The sequence below is a fragment of the Streptomyces sp. NPDC017943 genome, from assembly GCF_044328425.1.
GTDB classification, from domain to species: domain Bacteria; phylum Actinomycetota; class Actinomycetes; order Streptomycetales; family Streptomycetaceae; genus Streptomyces; species Streptomyces djakartensis_A.
On the sequence record NZ_JBIRHH010000003.1, the window covers coordinates 570291 to 592737 of the forward strand.

The 22447-nt window shown below is 73.4% G+C and carries 22 protein-coding genes; 10 read left to right on the plus strand and 12 right to left on the minus strand.

Annotation, left to right across the window (positions count from 1 at the left end):
- The first annotated feature begins 41 nt into the window (after window positions 1-41).
- Window positions 42-704: a hypothetical protein gene (locus ACH4C6_RS11985; RefSeq protein ID WP_398108436.1), complete on the plus strand. Its 663-nt coding sequence runs from the start codon at window positions 42-44 to the stop codon at window positions 702-704.
- On the plus strand, window positions 692-943 hold the full coding sequence (locus ACH4C6_RS11990) for a twin-arginine translocase TatA/TatE family subunit (RefSeq protein ID WP_398108437.1): 252 nt from the start codon (window positions 692-694) through the stop codon (window positions 941-943). Before ACH4C6_RS11985 ends, ACH4C6_RS11990 begins: the two co-directional genes overlap by 13 nt.
- A gap of 11 nt (window positions 944-954) precedes the next feature.
- Here ACH4C6_RS11990 and htpG read toward each other — a convergent pair whose 3' ends face one another.
- From htpG to ACH4C6_RS12015, 5 genes are all read right to left on the minus strand, one after another.
- Window positions 955-2853, minus strand: coding sequence for a molecular chaperone HtpG (htpG, locus tag ACH4C6_RS11995; RefSeq protein ID WP_398108438.1), 1899 nt, complete (start codon window positions 2851-2853; stop codon window positions 955-957).
- Window positions 2854-2940: 87 nt separating this feature from the next.
- Entirely contained in the window at window positions 2941-3639 is a 699-nt protein-coding gene (locus tag ACH4C6_RS12000; protein WP_398108439.1) for a class F sortase, read from the minus strand.
- Between the two features lie 111 nt (window positions 3640-3750).
- Complete coding sequence (locus ACH4C6_RS12005) at window positions 3751-4509, minus strand: hypothetical protein (protein ID WP_398108440.1); 759 nt, start codon at window positions 4507-4509, stop codon at window positions 3751-3753.
- A gap of 237 nt (window positions 4510-4746) precedes the next feature.
- Complete coding sequence (locus tag ACH4C6_RS12010) at window positions 4747-5034, minus strand: DUF3040 domain-containing protein (protein ID WP_398108441.1); 288 nt, start codon at window positions 5032-5034, stop codon at window positions 4747-4749.
- A 422-nt stretch (window positions 5035-5456) separates the two neighbouring features.
- A complete protein-coding gene (locus ACH4C6_RS12015; protein ID WP_398108442.1) occupies window positions 5457-5930 on the minus strand; it encodes a helix-turn-helix domain-containing protein in 474 nt (157 codons plus the stop codon).
- A gap of 74 nt (window positions 5931-6004) precedes the next feature.
- Here ACH4C6_RS12015 and ACH4C6_RS12020 point away from each other — a divergent pair, with 74 nt between their 5' ends.
- Genes ACH4C6_RS12020 through ACH4C6_RS12030 form a run of 3 tightly spaced genes read left to right on the plus strand, consistent with a single transcriptional unit; the run spans window position 6005 to window position 8698 of the window.
- A complete protein-coding gene (locus ACH4C6_RS12020) occupies window positions 6005-6856 on the plus strand; it encodes a class I SAM-dependent methyltransferase (protein WP_398108443.1) in 852 nt (283 codons plus the stop codon).
- 49 nt (window positions 6857-6905) lie between these two features.
- Window positions 6906-7616: a ThuA domain-containing protein gene (locus ACH4C6_RS12025; protein WP_398108444.1), complete on the plus strand. Its 711-nt coding sequence runs from the start codon at window positions 6906-6908 to the stop codon at window positions 7614-7616.
- Entirely contained in the window at window positions 7586-8698 is a 1113-nt protein-coding gene (locus ACH4C6_RS12030; RefSeq protein WP_398108445.1) for a Gfo/Idh/MocA family protein, read from the plus strand. Before ACH4C6_RS12025 ends, ACH4C6_RS12030 begins: the two co-directional genes overlap by 31 nt.
- 6 nt (window positions 8699-8704) lie before the next feature.
- Here the strand turns inward: ACH4C6_RS12030 and ACH4C6_RS12035 are convergent, their stop codons facing one another.
- Window positions 8705-10183, minus strand: a complete 1479-nt coding sequence (locus ACH4C6_RS12035; RefSeq protein ID WP_398108446.1) for a glutamate--cysteine ligase — start codon at window positions 10181-10183, stop codon at window positions 8705-8707.
- Between the two features lie 122 nt (window positions 10184-10305).
- On the opposite strand from ACH4C6_RS12035, the gene ACH4C6_RS12040 reads away from it, so the two are divergent.
- Together ACH4C6_RS12040 and ACH4C6_RS12045 are read left to right on the plus strand one after the other, a co-directional pair.
- Window positions 10306-11484 (plus strand): MFS transporter, encoded by a 1179-nt coding sequence (locus ACH4C6_RS12040; protein ID WP_398108447.1) that lies wholly within the window; start codon window positions 10306-10308, stop codon window positions 11482-11484.
- A gap of 433 nt (window positions 11485-11917) precedes the next feature.
- Window positions 11918-12796: an SDR family oxidoreductase gene (locus ACH4C6_RS12045; protein ID WP_398108448.1), complete on the plus strand. Its 879-nt coding sequence runs from the start codon at window positions 11918-11920 to the stop codon at window positions 12794-12796.
- Between the two features lie 64 nt (window positions 12797-12860).
- On the opposite strand, the gene ACH4C6_RS12050 is transcribed toward ACH4C6_RS12045, so the two are convergent.
- Window positions 12861-13256 (minus strand): MarR family winged helix-turn-helix transcriptional regulator, encoded by a 396-nt coding sequence (locus tag ACH4C6_RS12050; RefSeq protein ID WP_398108449.1) that lies wholly within the window; start codon window positions 13254-13256, stop codon window positions 12861-12863.
- Between the two features lie 86 nt (window positions 13257-13342).
- Between ACH4C6_RS12050 and ACH4C6_RS12055 the strand changes: the two genes are divergently transcribed.
- A complete protein-coding gene (locus ACH4C6_RS12055; RefSeq protein WP_398108450.1) occupies window positions 13343-14839 on the plus strand; it encodes an MFS transporter in 1497 nt (498 codons plus the stop codon).
- A 136-nt stretch (window positions 14840-14975) separates the two neighbouring features.
- Here ACH4C6_RS12055 and ACH4C6_RS12060 read toward each other — a convergent pair whose 3' ends face one another.
- From ACH4C6_RS12060 to ACH4C6_RS12070, 3 genes are all read right to left on the minus strand, one after another.
- Entirely contained in the window at window positions 14976-15641 is a 666-nt protein-coding gene (locus tag ACH4C6_RS12060) for a response regulator (protein WP_398108451.1), read from the minus strand.
- Window positions 15638-16909 carry a sensor histidine kinase gene (locus tag ACH4C6_RS12065; RefSeq protein WP_398108452.1) on the minus strand — a complete coding sequence of 424 codons (1272 nt, stop codon included), beginning with the start codon at window positions 16907-16909 and terminating at the stop codon, window positions 15638-15640. The genes ACH4C6_RS12060 and ACH4C6_RS12065 overlap by 4 nt, the downstream gene beginning before the upstream one ends.
- Window positions 16910-17330: 421 nt before the next feature.
- On the minus strand, window positions 17331-18602 hold the full coding sequence (locus tag ACH4C6_RS12070; RefSeq protein ID WP_398108453.1) for a geranylgeranyl reductase family protein: 1272 nt from the start codon (window positions 18600-18602) through the stop codon (window positions 17331-17333).
- A 190-nt stretch (window positions 18603-18792) separates the two neighbouring features.
- Between ACH4C6_RS12070 and ACH4C6_RS12075 the strand changes: the two genes are divergently transcribed.
- Both ACH4C6_RS12075 and ACH4C6_RS12080 read left to right on the plus strand, forming a co-directional pair.
- Window positions 18793-20148, plus strand: coding sequence for a dipeptidase (locus tag ACH4C6_RS12075; RefSeq protein WP_398108454.1), 1356 nt, complete (start codon window positions 18793-18795; stop codon window positions 20146-20148).
- A 61-nt stretch (window positions 20149-20209) separates the two neighbouring features.
- The gene (locus ACH4C6_RS12080; protein WP_398108455.1) at window positions 20210-20911 is read left to right on the plus strand and encodes an MBL fold metallo-hydrolase; all 702 of its coding nucleotides are present in this window, start codon (window positions 20210-20212) and stop codon (window positions 20909-20911) included.
- Between the two features lie 99 nt (window positions 20912-21010).
- On the opposite strand, the gene ACH4C6_RS12085 is transcribed toward ACH4C6_RS12080, so the two are convergent.
- Window positions 21011-22054, minus strand: coding sequence for an NUDIX domain-containing protein (locus ACH4C6_RS12085; RefSeq protein WP_398108456.1), 1044 nt, complete (start codon window positions 22052-22054; stop codon window positions 21011-21013).
- 141 nt (window positions 22055-22195) lie between these two features.
- The gene (locus tag ACH4C6_RS12090) at window positions 22196-22399 is read right to left on the minus strand and encodes a hypothetical protein (protein ID WP_398108457.1); all 204 of its coding nucleotides are present in this window, start codon (window positions 22397-22399) and stop codon (window positions 22196-22198) included.
- Between the last annotated feature and the right edge of the window lie 48 nt (window positions 22400-22447).

A 22447-nucleotide genomic window follows, 5' to 3' on the forward strand; every position in this document is an offset into this window, starting at 1 on the left:
CGCCCGGCGACCGCCCCCCGACCGACCGACCGGGAGACCACGTGGCCGCTGCGCCCCGCCTCGCGCCCGAGGACCGCGCCGACTTCGAAGCCGTACTGGACCTGGCCCTCGGCAGCGCCGGCATCCGCGACGCCCTCGGCGCCGACCCGGACGGCCGGGCCGCGGCCCACCTGCGCGCCTACGCGCGCGCCCACGCCGACGCCGTCGTGGCGGCGGCCGGGGAGCCCTACCGGGACCTTCTCGCCGTGCGGCGGGCGGCGCGGCGCCGGCCGCAGCCGCCGTTCGGCACGGGCAGCCTGCTGCCCGCCCTCGCGGTTCTCACGCCCCTGGTGACCGCCGTGGCCGCCGTGGTGCTGCTCGCCCTCGGCGGGACGCTCCACGCCGTCGGGGCGCCCGGACCGCTGCCCGGTTCGCTCCTCGCGAGCGGCTGGACGTTCGCGACGGTCGCCGCCGGGGCCGGTCTGGTAGCGGCGGCCGCGCTGCTGCGCACGGCCCTGGACCGCCGCGTCCCGCCCGCCCCCGACCAGGTGGAGCACGCCCGGCTGGCCTGGCGGCAGGCCCTGCTCGACCGCGGCATGCTGCCGCACCTGCGCCGGCACCTGCTCCCGCACCCCGAGACGGGGATCACGCCGTGCTCCCCGCCCGATACGCTCGCGCCGTGCCCGGCCCGGGTGAGAAAGGACAGGACACCATGTTCGGACTGAGCGAGCTGGCGATCGTTCTCGTCGTCGTCGCCGTTGTCATCGGGATCAAGAAGCTGCCCGAGCTGACCCGTTCGGCCGGCAAGGCGGCCCGCATCCTCAAGGCCGAGGCGCGTGCCGCCAAGGACGAGGAGGCCGGCACGGCCCCCGCGCCGCGGGTGGTCCAGGGCGAGGTCGTCCCGCCGGGCACCGGCCCGACCCCGCCCGGCGCCCGCCCCGCGGGCACCCCGGACCACCCCTGATCCCTCCCCGGCTACAGCGTGCGCTCCAGGCGCTCCGACACGGCCCGGACGAACTTGGCCGGGTCCTTGGGCTGTCCGCCCTCGGCGAGCACCGCGAGGGCGTGCAGCAGCTCCGCGGACTCGGCGAGCTCACTGCGGTCCGCGCGGTCGGCATAGGCCTGGTTGAGGCTCTTCACCAGCGGGTGACCGGGGTTGAGCTCCAGGATCCGCTTGGTGCGCGGCACCTCCTGGCCCATGGCCCGGTACATGTTCTCCAGCGCCGGGGTCAGGTCGTGCGCGTCGGAGACCACACAGGCCGGGGAGACGGTCAGCCGCGTGGACAGCCGCACCTCCTTGATGTCCTCGTCCAGCTGCTCGCGCATCCAGCCGAGCAGCCCGGCGAACTCCTCGGCCTGCTTCTCCCGCTCCTCGCCGGCCTTCTCCTCGCCCTCGGAGTCCAGGTCGATCTCGCCCTTGGTGACGGAGCGCAGCTTCTTGCCCTCGTACTCGCCGACGGCGTCGGCCCACACCTCGTCGACCGGGTCGGTGAGCAGCAGCACCTCGACGCCCTTGGCCCGGAACGCCTCCAGGTGCGGTGAGTTCTCGATGCTCTGCCGGGACTCGCCGGTGATGTAGTAGACGGCGTCCTGGCCGTCCTTCATGCGCTCCACGTACCCGGCGAGCGTGGTCGGCTCGTCCTCGGAGTGCGTGGTCGCGAAGGACGCGACGGCCAGCAGCGCCTCCCGGTTGTCGGGGTCGGTGACCAGGCCCTCCTTCAGGACGGTGCCGAACTCCCGCCAGAACGTGGCGTAGCGCTCGGCGTCCTTGGTCATGAGGTCCTTGACCGTGGACAGCACCTTCTTGGTGAGCCGGCGCTGCATCATCCGGATGTGCCGGTCCTGCTGGAGGATCTCGCGGGAGACGTTCAGCGAGAGGTCCTGCGCGTCGACGACGCCCTTGACGAACCGCAGGTACGGCGGCAGGAGCGCCTCGCAGTCGTCCATGATGAAGACGCGCTTGACGTACAGCTGGACGCCGCGCTTGAAGTCCCGCGTGAACAGGTCGTGCGGGGCGTGCGCGGGGATGAAGAGCAGCGACTGGTACTCGAAGGTGCCCTCCGCCTGGAGCCGGATCGTCTCCAGCGGCTCGCGCCAGTCGTGGCTGATGTGCTTGTACAGCTCGTGGTACTCGTCCTCGGACACCTCCTCCCGCGAGCGCGCCCACAGCGCCTTCATCGAGTTCAGCGTCTCGGGCGCGGGCGCGCCGTCGCCGTCGTCCCCGGCGGGGACCATCCGGATCGGCCAGGTGATGAAGTCCGAGTACCGCTTGACGATCTCCCGGATCGTCCACTCGGACGTGTAGTCGTGCAGCTGGTTCTCGGGGTCGGCCGGCTTGAGGTGCAGGGTGACGGACGTGCCCTGCGGCGCGTCGTCGACCTTCTCCAGCGTGTAGGTGGCCTCGCCGCGGGAGCTCCAGCGGGTGCCCTGGTCCTCGCCGGCGCGCCGGGTCACCAGCGTGACCTCGTCGGCCACCATGAACCCGGAGTAGAAGCCGACGCCGAACTGGCCGATGAGCCCTTCCGCGCCGCCCCCCTCCTGGGCCTCCCGCAGCTCCTGGAGGAAGGCCGCCGTACCGGAGTTGGCGATGGTGCCGATGAGGCGGCCGACCTCGTCGTACGACATGCCGATGCCGTTGTCCCGCACGGTGAGGGTGCGGGCCTCCTTGTCGACGTCGATCTCGATGTGCAGATCGGACACGTCGGCGTCGAGCGCGTCGTCCCGCAGCTTCTCCAGACGCAGCTTGTCGAGCGCGTCGGAGGCGTTGGAGACGAGCTCGCGCAGGAAGACATCCTTGTTCGAGTAGACCGAGTGGATCATCAGCTGGAGCAGCTGGCGTGCCTCTACCTGGAACTCAAACGTTTCGGTCGTCATGTTTCGCGCATCCCTCACAGGTCCCACAGTCGCCTGAACTGGTGGCTGTCACTGTAAAACACCAAGTCAGGGCAGGGGCACCGGATGTCAGACGAGGTGGGCGAAGACGACCAGATTCTCGGTGTAGTCCCGGGCCTGGCGGTCGTAGGCGCCGGCGCAGGTGATCAGCCTGACCTGGGCCTGGGGGGTGTCGCCGTAGACCCGTTCGCTGGGGAAGTCGTCCTTGCGGAAGGACTCCTTGCCGTCGACGACGAAGTCCGCCCTGCTGCCGTCGGCCCGCGTCACGTGGAACTTGTCGCCCTTCTTCAGCTCACCCAGGCCGGCGAAGACGGCCGGGGAGGTCTTGGTGTCCACGTGCCCGGCGATGATCGCGGTCCCCGGCTCGCCGGGCGAGTGGCCCTCGGCGTACCAGCCGACGAGGTTGGTGTCGTCGGCGGGCGGGGGGTCGAGCATGCCGGAGGCACCGATGGCGAGGTCGGTGAAGGGCGCGTCGACGCCGATCTTCGGAATGAGCAGGCGGACCGGCCGCGAGCGGGACATCCGCGGTCCTTCGGCGGACGGCGACGCCGACGCCCCGGGCGGCGTGTAGGGGGCGGCCGAGGCGGCGGGGAGGGCGGGCGGGGCGTGCGGCGCTCCGCCGGCGTCGAAGGAGCCGCCCCGGCCGCCGGTCAGGTTCAGGAGCACCGCGAGCGCGGCCGCCGACCACAGCACCGCCACTATGGCGCGCAGCCGTTTCCGGGACGGCGCGGGTTCGGGGTCGGGAAGGGCAGGGGGGCTGACCGCCATCGATAACCACCTTGTTCAGGGCACAGCAGGGGGCACGGCCCGCACCGGGACGAGCCGGGCCGCCGCGACGCGCGGAGCGCGTGCGGCGGCCGGTATGAGGTCGGGCATCGGTCACGCCACGCCCTGGGCGGCCTTCCGGCGGCGCAGCGCGTACAGACCGGTACCGGCGACCGCCAGCACCGCGAGCCCGCCGGCGGTCACACCCGAGGTGTTGGCCAGCGCGCCGCCACCGGTGTGCATGCCGCCGCGCGGCTTGTCGTGCTTGCCCTCCCACGAGCCCTTGTCGTGCTTGCCGCTGTACCCCTCGTCGCCCTTGTCGGCGTAGGAGTCGTCCTCGTGCTTGCCGGACCAGCCGCTGTCGCCGTCCTCCTTGTAGCCGCCGTCCTGCTTCTCCCAGTCGTCCGAGTTGACCAGGGCCAGGGCGCCACCGCCGGTGTGCATGCCACCGCGCGGCTTCTCGTGCTTGCCGCCCCAGGAGGAGTCCTTCTCGTGGTCGCCGTGCTCCTCCTTGCCGTGGTCCTCGTGCTTGCCGTGCTCCTCTTCCTTGCCCTGCTCGTCGTCCTTGCCCTGCTCGTCGTGGCCGCCCTGGTCCTCGGGCTTGCCCTGCTCCTCGCTGCCCTCGTCCTCGGGCTTGCCCTCGTCGTCGCCGGAGTCCCAGTCGCCGTCCGAGGTCACGGCGGTCAGCGCTCCGCCACCCGTGTGCATCCCGCCGTGCGGCTTGTCGTGCTTGTCGTGCTTGTCGTGCTCCTTGCTGTAGGAAGTGGAGTCGTCGTCCCAGTCGCCCATGACCTGGGCGTAGGCGCCGGGGGCGGCGATCGCGAGGGCCGCCGTGGCCGTGGCCGTGGCGAGCAGCATGCGGGCAGAGCGCATCGGTGAGTCCTTCCGTCGCGAACCGGGCAGTCGGCGCCTCGCCGACTCACGAGACCCGGTCTCGACGTGAACCACCGTCAGTCAGACCGGCCGCTCCCACCATCCGGGACGTTCACACGGGTTACGAGCGCACTCGGTCGGCGGAATCCGGCCACCGGCGACCGGGGGGGCGGGTCCGGTGCCCGAGGGAGTGACGGGCGGTCCCCTACACGGAGGGCGGCGCGAGGGGCGGAGGGGTCAGCGGGGGCCGGGGCTCCGGTGCCCCGTGCGCGGGGGGTCCGGGTCGATCAGCTGGGCCGCCATGCCGAGGACGACCAGCCCGCTCGCGATGAGCAGCCCCTGGGCCAGGACGATGCCCGCGCCCAGGAGGACCACCCCGATCGCCAGCCCCCAGCGGGGCCCGGTGCGCCGGTACTCGCGGGGCGGCGCCGGCCGGCCGGCTCTCATGGCGTGGGCGAACCGGGGGTCCTGCCGTTCCAGACGGGTCCGCAGGTCCACGAGGCGCGCGTCGTCGGACTGGGTCACGGCTTCTCCTCTCCGGCGGCCGGCAGCGCCGCAGGCAGGGCACACCGGGCCAGGGCACGTCGTGGGGTTCGGGTCCGGGTGCGCGGGGAGGCGGCTCACCGGTGACCGGCCGGCCGTTCTCACCTGGGCTCCAGCCTCTCCTCCGGCGACGGCGCGCACCATCGGGCCCGACCCTCATTCTTCCCGGTCGCCGCCCTCCGCGAACGCGGCCCGGTGGGGCGGCTGTTCGGTCCGAGATGGGTCCTGCCACGGATGGCGCGACGGGAGGGCGGCCCACCGGCCGCAGTCGTTCCCAGATGCGGGCGGGGCGTGCCGAACGGTGTCCGCCTCTCGCACTCCCGCCGGGCGACCGGGCACGACGTGGGCCTTCTCGGGCGCGGCGGGTACGACGTGGCGGCTGTGGCGGGTCTTCGTACCGCTCCTCAGGGTTTCCGCGGCGTGCGGGGCCCGACCCGACGGGCGGGCGGGGTCGCGGCCGGGCGCTCGGCGGAGGGACCCCGGCGGCCCGGGCCCGTCGCCTCGTCCAGGAGGCGGCGGAAGGTGGGGCACTCGAGGTGGCTCGGCGCGGGGCAGGCGGCCGCATGGCGCAACGAGTCGCGCAGCACGCCGAGTTCGCGGATCCTGCGGTCCAGTTCGTCGGCCTTGGCGGTGAGCACGCCCCGGTCGATCCGCGGTTCGCCGTCCGGCGCGAACATCCCGGCGATCTCGTCGAGCGAGAACCCGGCCGTTCTGCCCAGCGCTATCAGGGCCAGGCGCTCCAGCACCGACGGGTCGTACTGGCGGCGCAGCCCCCGGCGGCCGACCGGGGTGATCAGCCCCTTGTCCTCGTAGTAGCGCAGCGTCGAGGCGGGCACCGCGGCGCGACGGGCCACGTCCCCGATGTCCAGGTGCGTCATTGTCTTGACCTCAAGTCGGCTTGAAGTAGAACGCTGTCATCGCGCTTCCCCGAAGGCAAGCAGAAGGAGAGACCATGGACGCCTCGCGCAGGGACCACGACGAACAGGCCGCCCGCTGGAACGGGCCCTCCGGCCATGCCTGGGTGGAGCTGCAGCAGCTGCTGGACGGGATGTTCCGGCCGATCGAGGAGCTGCTGGTGCGTGCCGTCGCCGAGGAGGGGTCGGCCCGAGTGCTCGACGTCGGCTGCGGCACCGGTGCCGTCACCCGGGCCGTCGCGCGGCGGACCGGGCACTGTGTCGGGGCGGACCTCTCCGCGCCGATGATCGCGGCGGCCCGGGCACTGGCCGAGCAGGAGGACGTGCCGGCGTCGTTCGTGCACGCCGACGTGCAGGAGCACGCGTTCGGACCCGGTGCCTTCGACACCGTCGTCTCGCGCTTCGGCGTCATGTTCTTCCCCGATCCGGTCAGGGCGTTCACCAACCTGCGCACCGCCGTGGCCGACGGGGGCGGGCTGCGGCTGGTGGTGTGGCGGGGGCCGGAGGAGAACCCGTTCATGACGGCGGCGGAGCGCGCGGCGGCGCCGTTCGTCCCGGAGCTGCCCGCCCGCCGGCCCGACCAGCCGGGGCAGTTCGCCTTCGCGGACCCGGACCGTGTGCGCGGCATCCTGGAGGCGAGCGGGTGGTCCGGCGCCTCCCTGCGGCCCGTCGACCCGGTCTGCACCCTGCCCGAGCGGGATCTCGTGCGCTACTTCACCCGGCTCGGCCCCCTGGGCACGGTGCTCCCGCAGGCCGACGAGCGGACCCGGGCCGAGGTGGTCGACGCGGTGCGGCCCGCCTTCGACCCCTTCGTGCAGGGCACCGAGGTCCGCTACACGGCGGCCTGCTGGGAGATCTCGGCGCGCGCCTCCACCTCGAAAGTTTCGTGACGTTCGGCCCTCTTTTCGAAACCGGCCCGTCCGCGCATAGTGGGTTCCGATGACGCGGAGACGAGCACTGGTGGTCCGGGGCGGCTGGGAAGGCCACGAGCCGGTCAAGGCGACGGAACTGTTCCTGCCCTTCCTGCGGGACAGCGGATTCGCCGTACGGGTCGAGGAGTCGACCGAGGTCTACGCGGACGCCGCACTGATGGCCGGCACCGATCTCGTGGTGCAGTGCGTGACGATGTCTCAGATCACCACCGCGCAGGTGGAGGGCCTGAGTTCGGCTGTCGCGGCCGGCACCGGCCTGACCGGCTGGCACGGCGGCATCGTCGACTCCTTCCGCGCCTCGGCCGAGTATCTCCACCTGGTGGGCGGCCAGTTCGCGGCGCATCCCGGCAAGGAGCCCTGCGCGCGGCGGGGTGGGGCGGCGGACAACTTCCTGCCGCACACGGTCCGTGTCACCGAGGCGGGCCGGGAGCACCCCGTCACCGCGGGCATCGGGGACTTCGAGTTGGAGACGGAGCAGTACTGGGTGCTGCACGACGACCTGATCGAGGTGCTGGCCACCACCACGCACCCCGCCCGGCCGTGGCAGCCCTGGCAGGAGCCGGTCACGTCCCCGGCGGTGTGGACGCGCCGGTGGGGCGCCGGGCGGGTCGTGGTGACGACCCCGGGGCACGACGTCGGCGTGCTGGAGAACCGCCAGGTCCGCACCATCGTCGAGAGGGGCATGCTGTGGGCGGCGCGCACCGCGTCGGTGTCGTAGGACTCGGCGTCATCTCCGGCGTCTACCTGGACACCCTGGCCGGACATCCCGCCGTGCGGGTCACCGCGGTCGCCGATCTGGATGCCGGACGCGCCGCGGCGGTCGCCGGCCGGCTGCCCGGCGCCCGGGCGTTGCCGGTCGGGCAACTGCTGAGCAGTCCGCAGGTGGACACCGTCCTGAACCTCACCACACCGGCGGCCCATGCCCGGATCGCCCTCGCGGCGATCCGCGCGGGCAAGCACGTCTACGGGGAGAAGCCGCTGGCGGCCGAACTGGACGACGCGCGGGCCGTGCTGGCGGCCGCCGCGCAGGCCGGCGTGCGGGTGGGATGCGCGCCGGACACCGTGCTGGGCACGGGAGTCCAGACGGCCCGGGCCGCCGTGGAGGCCGGGAGCATCGGGCGCCCGCTGTCCGCCTCGGCCGTGATGGTCACGCCGGGCCACGAGCGCTGGCACCCCCATCCCGACTTCTACTACACGGCGGGCGGCGGCCCGTTGCTCGACATGGGTCCCTACTACGTCACCTCCCTGGTCCATCTGCTCGGTCCGGTGCGGGCCGTGATCGGTGCGGCCGGCCGGCTGCGCGCCGAGCGGGTCATCGGCACCGGGCCCCGCGCGGGCGAGCGCATACCGGTGGAGGTGGACAGCCATGTCTCCGGGGTGCTGGAACACGCCGGCGGCGCGCTGACCACCCTCACGACGAGCTTCGACGGGGTGGCCACGACCGCCGCGCCGATCGAGGTCCACGGCGAGGAGGGGACCCTGGCCGTCCCGGACCCGAACCTTTTCGACGGCGCGGTACGGCTGCACCCGCTCGGCGGGGCGGGATGGCACACCCTGCCCGCGTCGGCCGGGTACGAGGAGGGGGCCCGCGGCCTCGGCCTGCTGGACTTCCTCACGCCCGGCGCGCGGCGGGCCGGGGGTGAACTCGCCCTGCACGTCCTGGAGATCATGACCGCCCTGCTACGCTCCTCGGCCGAAGGGCGGCGTGTGGAGCTGACGACGTCGGCGCGGGTGCCGGCGCCGGTCCCGCTGACCGGCGCCCGCGTCTGGCGCGGCCGGGCCTCGCCCAGCGCGGTGTGAGAGGCGTCAGTCCACGGGCCAGGTGTGCACGGGGGCGTTCATGTGCATGTAGTCCATGTACGTCCTGGTCATCTGCCGCAGCGCCTCACGCCGGTCGGAGACCCCGGCCTTCTCGAGGTGGTGGACCGTCTCGGCCTGCCAGGTCGCGCCGTTGCGGCCGGTGACGCAGCGCTGCTCGATGATGCCCAGCAGTGGCTCGCGCCACGGCGCGTCCATGCCGGCCAGTTCCAGCCCGTGGTGGGCGAGCGGCAGCAGGCGCCGCAACACCAGTTCCGTGACCGGCACTTCGCCCACCCCGGGCCAGTACAGACGGGCGTCGATGCCGTCGCGGGCCGCGGTGTGCAGGTTCTCCTCGGCCACGGCGAACGACATCCGCGTCCACACCGGCCGGTCCTCGTCGACCAGGGCGCGCGTCAGGCCGTAGTAGAAGGCGCCGTTGGCGATGATGTCGGCGACGGTGGGCCCGGCGGGCAGGACCCGGTTCTCGATGCGCAGGTGCGGGCCGCTGTCGGTGACCGCGTAAATGGGCCGGTTCCAGCGGTAGATCGTCCCGTTGTGCAGGGTGAGTTCGCCCAGTTCGGGCACGCGGCCGCTGTTCAGCTCCCGCTGGGGGTCCTCGTCCTCGCACAGCGGCAGCAGTGCGGGGAAGTAGCGGACGTTCTCCTCGAAGAGGTCGAAGACGCTGGTGATCCAGCGCTCCCCGAACCACACCCGGGGCCGCACGCCCTGGGCCTTGATCTCCTCGGGGCGGGTGTCCGTGGCCTGCTCGAACAGGGGGATGCGGGTCTCGCGCCACAGCTCCTTGCCGAACAGGAAGGGCGAGTTGGCCGCGAGGGCGGTCTGCACCCCGGCGACGGCCTGCGCCGCGTTCCAGTAGTGCGGGAACTCCCTGGGCGCGACCTGGAGGTGGAACTGCGTGCTGGTGCAGGCGGCCTCGGGGGTGATGGTGTCGGCGTAGGTCGCGAGGCGCTCCACACCGTCGACCTTGATCCGCAGGTCCTCGCCCCGCGCCGCGAAGATCTGCTCGTTGAGCAGCCGGTAGCGGGGGTCGCCGGAGAGGGCCGCGCCGCTCACGTCCTGCTCCCCGAGGGTGGGCAGGATGCCGACCATGATCAGGTGGGCGCCCACGGCGGCGGCCCCGTCCTCGGCGTGGTTGAGGGCGTCGCGGATCTCCTGCTCCCAGGCGCCGGGGCCGCCGGCCGTCAGCTCCCGGGGCGGGATGTTGATCTCCAGGTTGAAGCGGCCCAGCTCGCTCGACCAGGCCGGGTCGGCGATCGACTGGAGGACGTCGGTGTTGCGCATCGCCGGGAGCCCGTGGTCGTCGACGAGGTTCAGCTCGATCTCCAGCCCGACCTGGGGGCGCTCGCTCTCGAAGCCGGACTCGCGGAGCATCCGCGCCAGCACTTCGAGGTCGGTGTGCATCTTCTCCCGGTACCGACGGCGGTCCTCCCGCGTGAACACCAGGGCCGGCACGTCACGTCCCATCGCCCCTCCTGCCTTCCGGCGGCGGATGCTGTCTCGTCCCAGCGTCGCACCTTGTCCTCTCCCCCGCACCCACCTAGCCTGAGTTTGTGCCGCAAATAAACAAAGCCCGTTCGCACAGTGCCGTGCCGGGCCACGACCGCTCCCTCACCCGACTCCGCACCGCCCTCACCGTCTTCTTCGCCCTGGACGGCTTCGTCTTCGCCGGCTGGGTCGTCCGGATCCCCGCCATCAAGGAGCAGACGAACGCCTCCGCCAGTGCGCTCGGCCTGGCCCTGCTGGGCGTCTCGGCCGGGGCCGTCGTCACGATGACCCTCACCGGGCGCCTGTGCCGCCGGTACGGCAACCACCGGGTCACCGTCGTCTGCGCGGTTCTGCTGTCCCTGAGCGTCGCCCTGCCCCCGCTGACCGGGTCGGCCCTCGCGCTGGGCCTGGTCCTGCTGCTGTTCGGCGCCGCGTACGGCAGCATCAACGTCGCCTTCAACAGCGCGGCCGTCGACCTGGTGGCCGCCCTGCGACGGCCGATCATGCCGACCTTCCACGCCGCGTTCAGCCTGGGCGGCATGCTCGGCGCGGGCCTGGGCGGGCTGGTCGCCGGCTTCCTCAGCCCCACGCGGCACCTGCTGCTCCTGACCGCCGTCGGCCTGATCGTGACGGCCGCGGCGGGCCCCGTCCTGCTGCGGAACGAGCCTCCCCTGCCGCCCGGGCGCGAGCGGCTCCGGGACGGCGCCCCGCGCCGGCTGGACGGCCGCACCCGGACCCTGGTCCTCGTCTTCGGCCTGATCGCCGGGTGCACCGCGTACGGCGAGGGCGCCCTGGCCGACTGGGGCGCCCTGCACCTTGAGGAGGACCTGGGCGCCTCCTCCGGGGCGGCCGCCCTCGGCTACTCCTGCTTCGCGCTCGCCATGACCGTGGGACGGCTGACCGGCACCACGCTCCTGGAGCGGCTGGGACAGACCCGGACCGTCGTCGCCGGCGGCACCACCGCGGCCGCCGGCATGCTGCTGGGCTCCCTCGCCCCGTCCCTGTGGGCGGCCCTGCTCGGCTACGCGGTCACGGGCATCGGCCTGGCGAACCTCTTCCCCGTCGCGGTGGAGCGCGCCGGGGCCCTGGCCGGGCCCAGCGGCGTCGCGACGGCCTCAACCCTGGGCTACGGCGGCATGCTGCTCGGCCCGCCGGCCATCGGCTTCATGGCCGACTGGCTCACCCTGCCGGCCGCGCTGACCAGCGTCGCCGTGCTGGCGGGCGTGGCGGCGGTGGTCGGGGCGCTGGTGGGCACGAGGACCCGAAGCCCCGGCACCTGACCCGCGCCGCCGACACCAGAGGGCTCCCGACGCCCCCCGGGCCTCCCATCCCGCCTCGAACACACCTGGGCCCGAGACTCCACCACACCCGTAGCCGGGCTTCTCTCCGCTTCGGACGTGCCCGGCAGCCGGGACCTCTCCGCTTCGGACACGACCGGGGACGGGGTCTCCTCCGCCTCGGACACGACCGGGGACGGGGTTTCCCTCCACCTCGGACGCGGCCCGGGCCACCTCCACCTCGGGGGCGTCCCGGCCCGGAACGGCTGGACCGCGTGACGGGCGTTCTCGTGGGCGGGCACCGCCGTTCGGGTGAACGGCCGTTCCGGCGGGAAGTGCGCCCGGGTCCGCAGGTCACATCGCGGCCAACCTGGGTACCCGTGGCCGCGGCCCTTGTGATCACCGGGCCGCATGCCATGGAGCAGGAGGAAGATCCGTGACCGAACAGCAGCACCCCGGCGAGCAGCACCCGAACCCGGAGTTCCCCTCCCAGGACCAGCCGCACCCCGGCTGGACGGGGCCCATGGACCCGCCGCCGGACCACGGTGAGGAGTCCTACCGGGGCAGCGGCAAGCTGGAGGGCCGCAAGGCCGTGATCACCGGCGGTGACTCCGGTATCGGCCGTGCGGTCGCCCTGGCCTTCGCCCGCGAAGGGGCCGACGTGCTCTTCACCCACCTCGACGACGAGAAGGACGACGCCGCCGAGACCGTCCGGCTCGTCGAGGCCGCCGGGCGGCGTGCCGTGGCCGTCTCGTGCGACATCCGCGAGGAGGAGAACTGCCGGGCGCTCATCGACCGCGCCGTCGAGGAGTTCGGGCGCATCGACGTCCTGGTCAACAACGCCGCGTACCAGATGTCCCAGCCCGACGGCATCGAGGCCATCTCCACCGAGCAGTTCGACCGGGTGATGCGCACCAACCTGTACGGCATGTTCTGGCTGTGCAAGCTGGCCGTGCCGCACATCCCGGAGGGCGGCAGCATCATCAACTCCACGTCGGTGCAGGCGTACAAGCCCAGTCCGCACCTGCTGGACTACGCGACGACCAAGGGTGCGATCGTCACCTTCACGCAGGGTCTCGCGCAGATGCTGATCGAGCGCGGCATCCGGGTCAACGCCGTCGCGCCCGGCCCGGTGTGGACGCCGCTGATCCCGGCGACCCTCCCCGACACCAAGGAGTTCGGCAAACAGGCTCCCATCGGGCGCCCCGCGCAGCCGGCCGAGATGGCTCCGGCGTACGTCTTCCTGGCCTCGCAGGACGCCTCGTACATCACCGCCGAGATCGTCAACGCGACGGGCGGTACGCCGCTGCCGTAGCGGACCCGCCGCCGCCACGCCGAGAGGCCTCGGGCGTCAGTCGTCAGGCGGCAGGCGGCAGGCGTCAGTCGTCCGCCAGCATCCGGGCCAGCACCGCGCGCTGCACGGGGAGCACCTCCCCGTGCAGCGCGCGTCCCTTTGCGGTGAGCGAGACCCGGACGCCCCGCCGGTCCTCGGGGCACATGCACCGCTCGACGAGGCCCTCCTTCTCCAGCCGGGCGATCAGCCGGGACAGCGCGCTCTGGCTGAGGTGGACCCGCTCGGAGATCTCCTGCACGCGGTAGGCGGCGGCGCTCTTCGACGGACGGCGTCCCGCGAGGACGTCGAGCACCTCGAAGTCGCTGGCGCACAAGCCGTGTTCGTGCAGCGCGCGGTCGAGCGCGCACTGCGTCCGCGCATGCAGCGCCAGAAGGTCCCGCCACTGTTCCACGAGCGCCTGCTCGGCCCGGGTCACCGCCATGCGCGGCACCGTAACAGAGAACCCGGATCGTTGCACCTGAATTAAATGCGCTTGCATTCCATGCATGCGCATGTAGAGTCCGGGACATGACCTCTCCGCTCATCTCCCCCACGTCTCAGGGACGTTGGACTCCCCGGCTCTGGGGCACCCTGCTCGTGCTCTGCGCCGCGATGTTCCTGGACGCCCTCGACGTGTCCATGGTCGGCGTGGCGCTGCCGTCCATCGGGGCCGACCTCGGCCTGTCGACCTCCGCGCTGCAGTGGATCGTCAGCGGCTACATCCTGGGGTACGGCGGTCTGCTGCTCCTCGGCGGACGCGCCGCCGACCTGCTGGGCCGCCGCCAGGTCTTCCTGGTGGCCCTGGGCGTCTTCGCGCTCGCCTCGCTGCTGGGCGGGCTCGTCGACTCGGGGCCGCTCCTCATCGCCAGCCGGTTCGTCAAGGGCCTCAGCGCGGCCTTCACCGCCCCCGCCGGGCTGTCGATCATCACCACGACGTTCCCCGAGGGGCCGCTGCGCAACCGGGCCCTGGCCATCTACACGACCTGCGGCGCCACCGGTTACTCGATGGGCCTGGTCTTCTCCGGCCTGCTGACCGAGGCCAGTTGGCGGCTCACCATGCTCCTGCCCGCTCCCGTCGCGCTGATCGCCCTGTTCGCCGGCCTCAAGCTGCTGCCGCGCACCGAGCGGGAGCGGGGCCGGGGCGGCTACGACATCCCGGGCGCCGTGCTCGGCACCGCCTCGATGCTGCTGCTGGTCTTCACCGTCGTGGAGGCGCCCGAGGTGGGATGGGGTTCGGCACGCACCGTCGCCTCCTTCGCCGCCGTCGCCGTCCTGCTGGCCGCCTTCGTGACCGTCGAACGGCGCAGTCCCAGCCCGCTGGTGCGGCTCGGCGTGCTCCGCTCCGGACCGCAGGTCCGGGCCCAGCTCGGGGCGTTGACGTTCGTCGGCAGTTACATCGGCTTCCAGTTCCTGGTCACGCTCTACATGCAGCAACTGCTGGGCTGGTCCGCCCTGCACACGGCCCTGGCGTTCCTCCCCGCCGGTGCGCTGGTGGCCCTGTCCGCCACGAAGGTGGGGGCCGTCATCGACCGGTTCGGCACGGCCCGGCTGATCGTGGCCGGCTTCGCGTTGATGGTGACCGGCTATGCCCTGTTCCTGCGGATCGACCTCGATCCGGGCTACGCGACGGTGATCCTGCCGACGATGCTGCTGGTCGGCTCCGGTTTCGCCCTGACCTTCCCCTCGCTCAACGTCCAGGCCACCAACGGCGTCGACGAGCACGAGCAGGGCATGGTCTCGGGGCTGCTCAACACCTCGGTCCAGGTGGGCGGCGCGATCTTCCTCGCCGTGGTGACGGCGGTGGTGACGGCCAACTCCCCCGGGCGCGGCGACGCCTCGCCGCAGGCCGTCCTCGACAGCTATCGGCCCGGGCTGGTGGTCGTGGCGGTGATCGCCCTCGCCGGGCTGCTGATCACCCTCACCGGTCTGCGGCCGGGGCGGAAGCGGCCGCCGGCCGCCGAACCGTCCGTCGTGGTCGCCAAGTCCACCCCGAGGGAGGCGGAGCGCGTCGCCGTGCGCGACTAGCGCGACCGGGGGGAACGCCTCCGCGGTGTGCCCGGCGGGCTGCCTCGCCCGCCGGGCACACCCCTGCTCGAATCCCCTGTTCGGCTCTTCCGTATGACGGGGTGATCAGCGCGCTGGTCCGCTTCCGGGCATCCGCTCAGCCCAGCCAGCCCGGCCGCACGAGCCCCGACTCGTAGGCCAGGACCACCAGTTGGGCCCGGTCACGGGCGCCCAGCTTGACCATCGTGCGGCTGACGTGGGTCTTGGCGGTGAGGGGGCTGACCACCAGGCGCCGGGCGATCTCTTCGTTGGACAGGCCGATCCCGACCAGCGCCATCACCTCCCGCTCCCGCTCGGTGAGCCGGCTCAGCGCGCCGGCCGCCGCGGGCTCCTTGGACCGCGCCGCGAACTCCGCGATCAGCCGCCGCGTCACCCCCGGCGACAGCAGGGCGTCGCCCGCCACCACCGCCCGCACGGCGCGCAGCAGTTCGTCCGGTTCGGTGTCCTTCACCAGGAACCCGGAGGCGCCCGAGCGGATCGCCTCGAAGACGTACTCGTCGAGCTCGAAGGTGGTGAGCATGACGATCCTGACGTCCCCGAGGGCCGGGTCCCCGGTGATCTCGCGGGTCGCCGCAAGCCCGTCCAGCACGGGCATGCGGATGTCCATCAGGACGGCGTCGGGCCGCAGTTCGCGGGTCCGGCGCACGGCCTCCGCGCCGTCGGCCGCCTCACCGGCCACGACGATGTCCGGCTGCGCGTCGAGCAGCGCCCGGAATCCCGCCCGGACCAGGGACTGGTCGTCGGCCAGCAGTACGCGGATCACTGGTCCTCCCGAGGTCGTCGCACGCTCCGGTCCGCGGACTGCTCCTCCGCCCCCGCCGTACCGCCAGGCGGTGCCATCGGCAGTACGGCGAGCACCCGGAACCCCCCGTCCGGGCGCGGTCCCGCCTCGATGGTGCCGCCCAGCGCGGCGGCCCGCTCCCGCATCCCGGCCAGCCCGTTGCCGCTGCCGCCCGCTTCGGCGCCGGTGGCCGGCCCGTCGTCGTCCACGCGCAGCCGCAGCCGCGCCGCGTCGCAGGCCAGGTGCACGCGCGCGTGCCGCGACCCCGAGTGCCGCACGACGTTGGTCAGGGCCTCCTGGACGATCCGGAAGGCGGCCAGGTCCGTGCCGGGAGCGAGCCGGGGCGGCTCTCCCTCGGCCTCGACCTCGACCGCGAGCCCCGCGCTCGCGGCCTGCTCCACCAGCTCGGGCAGCCGGTCCAGCCCCGGCGCGGGCGCGCGCGGCGCGGCCCCGGGCGCCCGCAGGGTGTCCAGCACCTGGCGCACCTCACCCAGCGCCTCCTTGCTCTGGTCCTTGATGGTGGTGAGCGCCGTGCGGGCCTGCTCGGGGTCGCTGTCGAGCAGCGCGAGGCCGACCCCCGCCTGCACGTTGATCACGGAGATGCTGTGCGCGAGCACGTCGTGCAGTTCCCGGGCGATCCGCAGCCGCTCCGCGTCCGCCCTGCGCCGCGCGGCCCCGGCCCGCTCCCGGGCCCACTGCTCACGGCGGAGCCGCGCCAGCTCCGACACCGCGGCGATCGCCACCACCCATGTGGCGACGACGGCCTCCTCGCTCCAGGAGGCGGCGGAGTCCCCCGCGGGCGGCAGCCAGCGGAACAGCCAGTGCGCCAGCAGGACGTGTCCCGCCCACAGCGCCCCCATCGCGGCCCACGCCGCCGTGCGGTGCCCGGCGACGACGGCGCTGAAGCACGCCACGGCGACGGTGAGGAACACCGGCCCGTACGGATATCCGGCACCGAGGTACAGCAGCACGACCGCCGCGGTGCCGAACACCACCGCCACCGGGTGGCGCTTGCGCCACAGCAGCAGCACCCCGGCCAGGACCAGCAGCACCCGGGCGTACGGGTCCAGGCCCGCCCGCTCGCCGTGCTGTGCACGGTCGGCGAAAGCCGAACCGGCCAGCACGAAGACGGTCACGACAAGGGTCGAGCGCCAGGGCCACCGCGGCCCCCGCTCCTCCTGCCGGTCCCACCAGGCGGGGCCGTACCGCCACCACTGCGGCGGGCCGCCCCGCCCGCGCTGCTCGTCCATACCGGCCACGCTAGACGCCGGCCGCGGGCGACGGCGTCCGCCGAACGCGGTGATCACCCGTACTCCCCGGGGAGTACGGCCGGGAACGGGCACGGCCGACCGGCCGTGCCTGCTCCGCTTTCTACCGGCCACGGTCGGAGTTCCGTCGCCCGGTGGGCGGCTCCGGCGGAACGCCGGGCGCGGCAGCGGTTCCGGGCCCGCGCGGGAGCGCTGCCGGGGCTGGTGAGCTCGGGCTCGTGTCAACTCGCCCGCGACGCTACGGAGTCCGGACCTACCGCCGGCGAGCCATCGGCGCGGGGCGCCCGGCCTCGTACGACAGCCGCAGCCCGCCGCGTTCCGGAGAACCGCACCCCGGCGAGCGCGTGGACGCCTGCACCGCAGCCGAGGCGGCCGACGACGGCCGGCCGCCCGGTCTCCCGGATCACTCCGGCGCGCCGGCCCCGGACCCCCCGGTCTCCGCCCCGCGCTCGCCGCCGGTCGCCGCGGGACGGCGGTCCATCACGGACAGGGCACGCTGGGCCAGCGGATGCGTGCGCACGAGTTCGCTCAGCGAGGTCGAGCCCTGCGTGATGTCCCTGAACGCCTTCCAGGCCGGGCGGAAGCCCGTCAGCGCCGCGTGGAACAGCCCGGGACGGCGTTCGAACAGCGTCAGCATCCGCTTGCCGACGCTCATCTCCACCCCCAGCCCGGCCTTGACGGCGAAGGCGTAGTTGAGGGCCTGGCGGCGGGTGTCCACGGCGTCGTGCGCCTCGGCGATCCGCACCGCCCACTCCCCCGCCAGCCGGCCGGAACGCAGCGCGAAGGAGATGCCCTCACGGGTCCACGGCTCCAGCAGCCCGGCCGCGTCGCCGCACACCAGCACCCGGCCGCGCGACAGCGGCGAGTCCTCGGCCCGACAACGGGTCAGATGGCCGGAGGAGATGCTCGGCTCAAAGCCCGCGAGCCCCAGCCGTCCGACGAACTCCTCGAGGTACCGCTTCGTCGCCGCTCCTTCACCGCGCGCCGAGATGACCCCCACCGTGAGGGTGTCCCCCTTGGGGAAGACCCAGCCGTAACTGCCGGGCATGGGGCCCCAGTCGATGAGGACCCGGCCCTTCCAGTCCTCGGCGACGGTCTCCGGCACCGGGATCTCCACCTCCAGGCCGAGGTCCACCTGGTCCGTCTTGACCCCGACGTGCGCCCCTATCCGGCTCGCGCTGCCGTCGGCGCCGACGACCGCGTGGGCGAGCAGGACCTCGCCGCCCTGCAGGACGACGGCCACCGTGCGGCGGTCCGGGACGGCCGAGCCGTGCTGCTCGACCCGCTGGACGGTGACCCCCGTCCGGAGCTCGGCGCCCGCCTTCTGGGCGTGTTCGACGAGCTGCTGGTCGAACTCGGGCCGGTTGATCAGCCCGAACAGCATGCGCTTGGAGCGGCGGGTGCGGGTGAAGCGGCCGTTGTGCGAGAAGGTCACCGCGTGCACACGGTCCCGCAACGGCAGCTCGAAGCCGGGCGGCAGGGCGTCGCGCGAGGGGCCGATGATGCCGCCGCCACAGGTCTTGTAGCGCGGCAGCTCGGCCTTCTCCAGCAACAGCACACGTCTGCCGGCCACCGCCGCCGCGTAGGCGGCCGAAGCGCCCGCGGGTCCCGCGCCCACCACGACGACGTCCCACACCTGCTGCACGTCGTCCGCCGAAGAGTTCTCGCTGCTCACGATGGTCTACTGCTCCCGATCAAGCCGCCTGCCGCTGTCTCCCGCATCCTACGGCGGCGGTCACCGCAGGCCGCTGTGGGAGGATCGGCGCTGTGGGTGCCCCTTACACGGGGACGCGCCCGCACCGCTCGATCAGCGCGTACCGAGACGTACGCACCCGTACAACGTCGCACCCACGAGGAGCGTGCCCATGTCGTCGAATCCGGTCGCCGAGACCGTCGCCTCTCTCATGCCCAGGGCGAAGGAGGAGCTGGCCGAGCTGGTGGCCTTCCGGTCGGTGGCGGACTTCGACCAGTTCCCGCGCAGTGAGAGCGAGGGCGCCGCCCGCTGGATCGCCGACGCGCTGACCACCGAGGGCTTCCAGGACGTGGCCCTGCTCGACACCCCCGACGGCACCCAGTCGGTCTACGGCTACCTGCCCGGCCCGGAGGGCGCCCGGACCGTCCTGCTCTACGCCCACTACGACGTGCAGCCGCCCCTGGACGAGGCGGCCTGGACGACTCCGCCGTTCGAGCTGACCGAGCGGGACGGGCGCTGGTACGGGCGCGGCGCCGCCGACTGCAAGGGCGGCGTCATCATGCACCTGCTGGCCCTGCGCGCGCTGAAGGCCGACGGCGGTGTGCCCGTCCACGTGAAGGTGATCGCCGAGGGGTCCGAGGAGATGGGCACGGGCGGGCTGGAGCGCTACGCCGAGCAGCACCCGGAGCTGCTGGAGGCGGACACCGTCGTGATCGGCGACGCGGGCAACTTCCGGGCCGGCCTGCCGACCGTCACCTCGACGCTGCGCGGCATGACCATGATCCGCGTGCGGATCGACACGCTCGCCGGCAACCTGCACTCGGGCCAGTTCGGCGGTGCCGCCCCCGACGCGCTGGCCGCCCTGATCCGGGTGCTGGACTCGCTGCGCGACGAGGACGGTTCGACGACGGTCGAAGGGCTCGCCCCGGGCACGGCCTGGGACGGTCTGGAGTACACGGAGGAGCAGTTCCGGCAGGACGCCAAGGTGCTGGACGGGGTGGAGCTGATCGGGTCCGGGACGGTCGCCGACCGCATCTGGGCGCGCCCGGCCGTCACGGTCCTCGGCATCGACTGCCCGCCCGTCGTCGGTGCCACGCCGTCCGTGCACGCGAGCGCCCGGGCGCTGATCAGCCTGCGCGTGCCGCCGGGCATGGACGCGGGCGAGGCGACGAAGCTGCTCCAGGCGCACGTGGAGGCGCACACGCCGTGGGGGGCACGGGTGAGCACCGAACAGGTCGGTGAGGGGCAGCCGTTCCGCGCCGACACCTCCAGCCCGGCGTACCGGGCGATGGCGTCGGCGATGGCGGTCGCGTACCCGGGTCAGGAGATGCAGTACGCGGGGCAGGGCGGGTCCATCCCGCTGTGCAACACGCTGGCCGGGCTGTACCCGCGGGCGGAGATCCTGCTCATCGGGCTGAGCGAGCCCCAGGCGCAGATCCACGCGGTGAACGAGAGCGTGTCCCCCGACGAGCTGGAGCGGCTGTCGGTGGCGGAGGCGCTGTTCCTGCGCGCCTACGCGGCGAGCTGACCGCTCTGCCCTCGGCAGAAGGCCCTCGTCCCGGGACGGGGGCCTTCCCCACGGTCGTCGCATGGACCTGATCGAGTTGCTCCCCCGTCTGCACCTGCTGCGTTTCCCGGTCGGCCAGGCGTACCTGTGGCGCGACGGCGACGCGCTGACGCTGGTCGACGCCGGCCCGGCGGGTTCGGGCGCGGAGATCGCCGAGGCGGTGACCGCGCTGGGCCACCGGCCGCGGAGCGTACGGCGGATCGTGCTCACCCACTTCCACGAGGACCACGCGGGCGGGGCGGCCGAGTTCGCCGCGCTGAGCGGAGCCGAGGTGCTGGCCCACCGGCTGGAGGCCCCCGTCGTCCGGGGGGACGTCCCGGGCCCCGAGCCGGTGTTCGAGGAGTGGGAGCGCCCGTTGCACGCCCGGGCGCTGGAGCTGCTGCCCGAGGGGGACTTCGCCCGGCCCGGACAGGTCACCGAGGTGTCCGGCGGAGACGTGCTGGACCTGGGCGGCGGGGCGCACGTCCTGCACGTGCCGGGGCACACCGACGGCAGCATCGCCCTCCATCTGCCCGAGCACGGCGTGCTGTTCACGGGCGACACGGTGGCCGCGTCGCCGGTGGACGGCACGGTGATGCCGGGTGTGTTCAACCGGGACGGCGCCGCCGTCCTGACCGCGTGCCGGCGCTTGGCGGAACTCGACACCGACGTCGCCTGCTTCGGCCACGGGGACCCCGTCCGCGGGCGGGCCGGCCGGACTCTGCGCGAGGCGTTCCCGCCGTGACCGCGCTCGGCACGTGCCGCCCCCACCGCGTCAGGGATGTGCCGTTCCGGGCCGTTCCGGGACGTGCCGTTCGGGCCGGGCCGCGGACGGGGCCAGGGGCTAACCGACCGGCACCCCGGCCTCCAGGTAGAACGCCGCTCCCCGTTCCCGGGCGCGCAGGGCCCACCGCAGCCGTTGGTAGCGCACCGGCGGCAGCAGTCCGGCGGCCTCCTCCTCGGTGACGAAGCGGCAGTCGCGCAGCTCCGGGCCGGGCAGCAGCAGCCGGGCGGCGTCGGCGGAGTCGAGGATCCCGCCGTCGAACAGCAACCGCAGACCGCCGTATCCGGGCGGCTCGGGGCGTTCCCAGTCGACGACGAGCAGGCCGGGCGCCTCGTCGAGGCGGATGCCGGTCTCCTCGGCGACCTCGCGCATCCCGGCGCGTGCCGGAGCCTCGCCGGGTTCGACGACCCCGCCGGGGAACTCCCAGCCGGCCTTGTAGGTGGGGTCGACGAGCAGCACGCGGTCCTGTTCGTCGAAGAGCAGGACACCGGCCGCGAGGGTCTCGGCGGTGGGCTCGGGCGTCTGCACGATGTCGCACAGGGGCGCCGCACCGCTGGTGACCGCCTCCGCTATCCGGGCGGCGGCCTGGCGTGGGGTGAGGTGGCCGGTGTCGACCGGGTGGGCGTCGGCGGTGAGCCAGGAGGCGAGTGCGGCCCGGTAGGGCTCGATGTGGTCGAAGGACCACTGGCGTGTGCGCTCTTCCCCGTCAGGCAGGCCCGGTGGGACCTCGCGTCCGGCTATGCGCTCCCGCAGTATCGTTTCGGCCGGGGCGAGCAGGATGTGGCTGACCGCGATCCTGCGGGCCGCCAGCCCACCGAAGATCTCGTCCCGGTACTCCTGGCGCAGCAGGGTCATGGGAACCACCAGGGTCCCGCCGAGCTCGGCGAGCATCGCGGCCGCCGTGTCGATCACGAGCCGCCGCCAGATCGGGAGGTCCTGGAAGTCGCCGACCTCGGCGAGGCGTTTGGGCGGCAGCAGATACCGCAGCGCTCCGCCGATGACCTCGGGGTCGAAGAGCGTACTGTTCGGGATCAGTTCGATCAGTTCCTGCGCGGTGGACGTCTTCCCCGCACCGAACGCGCCGTTGATCCAGACGACGGTCACAGGTCCCCCTCTTCTGTTGGCCCCCTGAGGCTTGCCCGCTCCACCCTGCCACGGAAACCAGCCCCAGTTGAGGGCGCATGACGACGGCGCCGGCGCCCCGGGTGCGGGGGCGCCGGCGCCGTGGGCCGGGGGGGCGGCTCGTCAGCCCTTCCGGTTCACCTGATGACCGTCCTCGCGGTCCAGGGACAGGCTGTCCTTGGCGACGACGGTGTCGTCGAGGGTCTTGAGGGCCTTGTCCACGTTCAGGGTGCCGAGGCCGTCCCCGAGCGCGTGCGACGGGCTGACCGCCGCGACGACGAAACCGGTGGCCAGGGAGGCGATGGCGAGCATGCTGCGCTTCTTCATGCCCGGAACAACGCCCCGACCCACCAAGGGGTCACGCCGTCGTCCGCG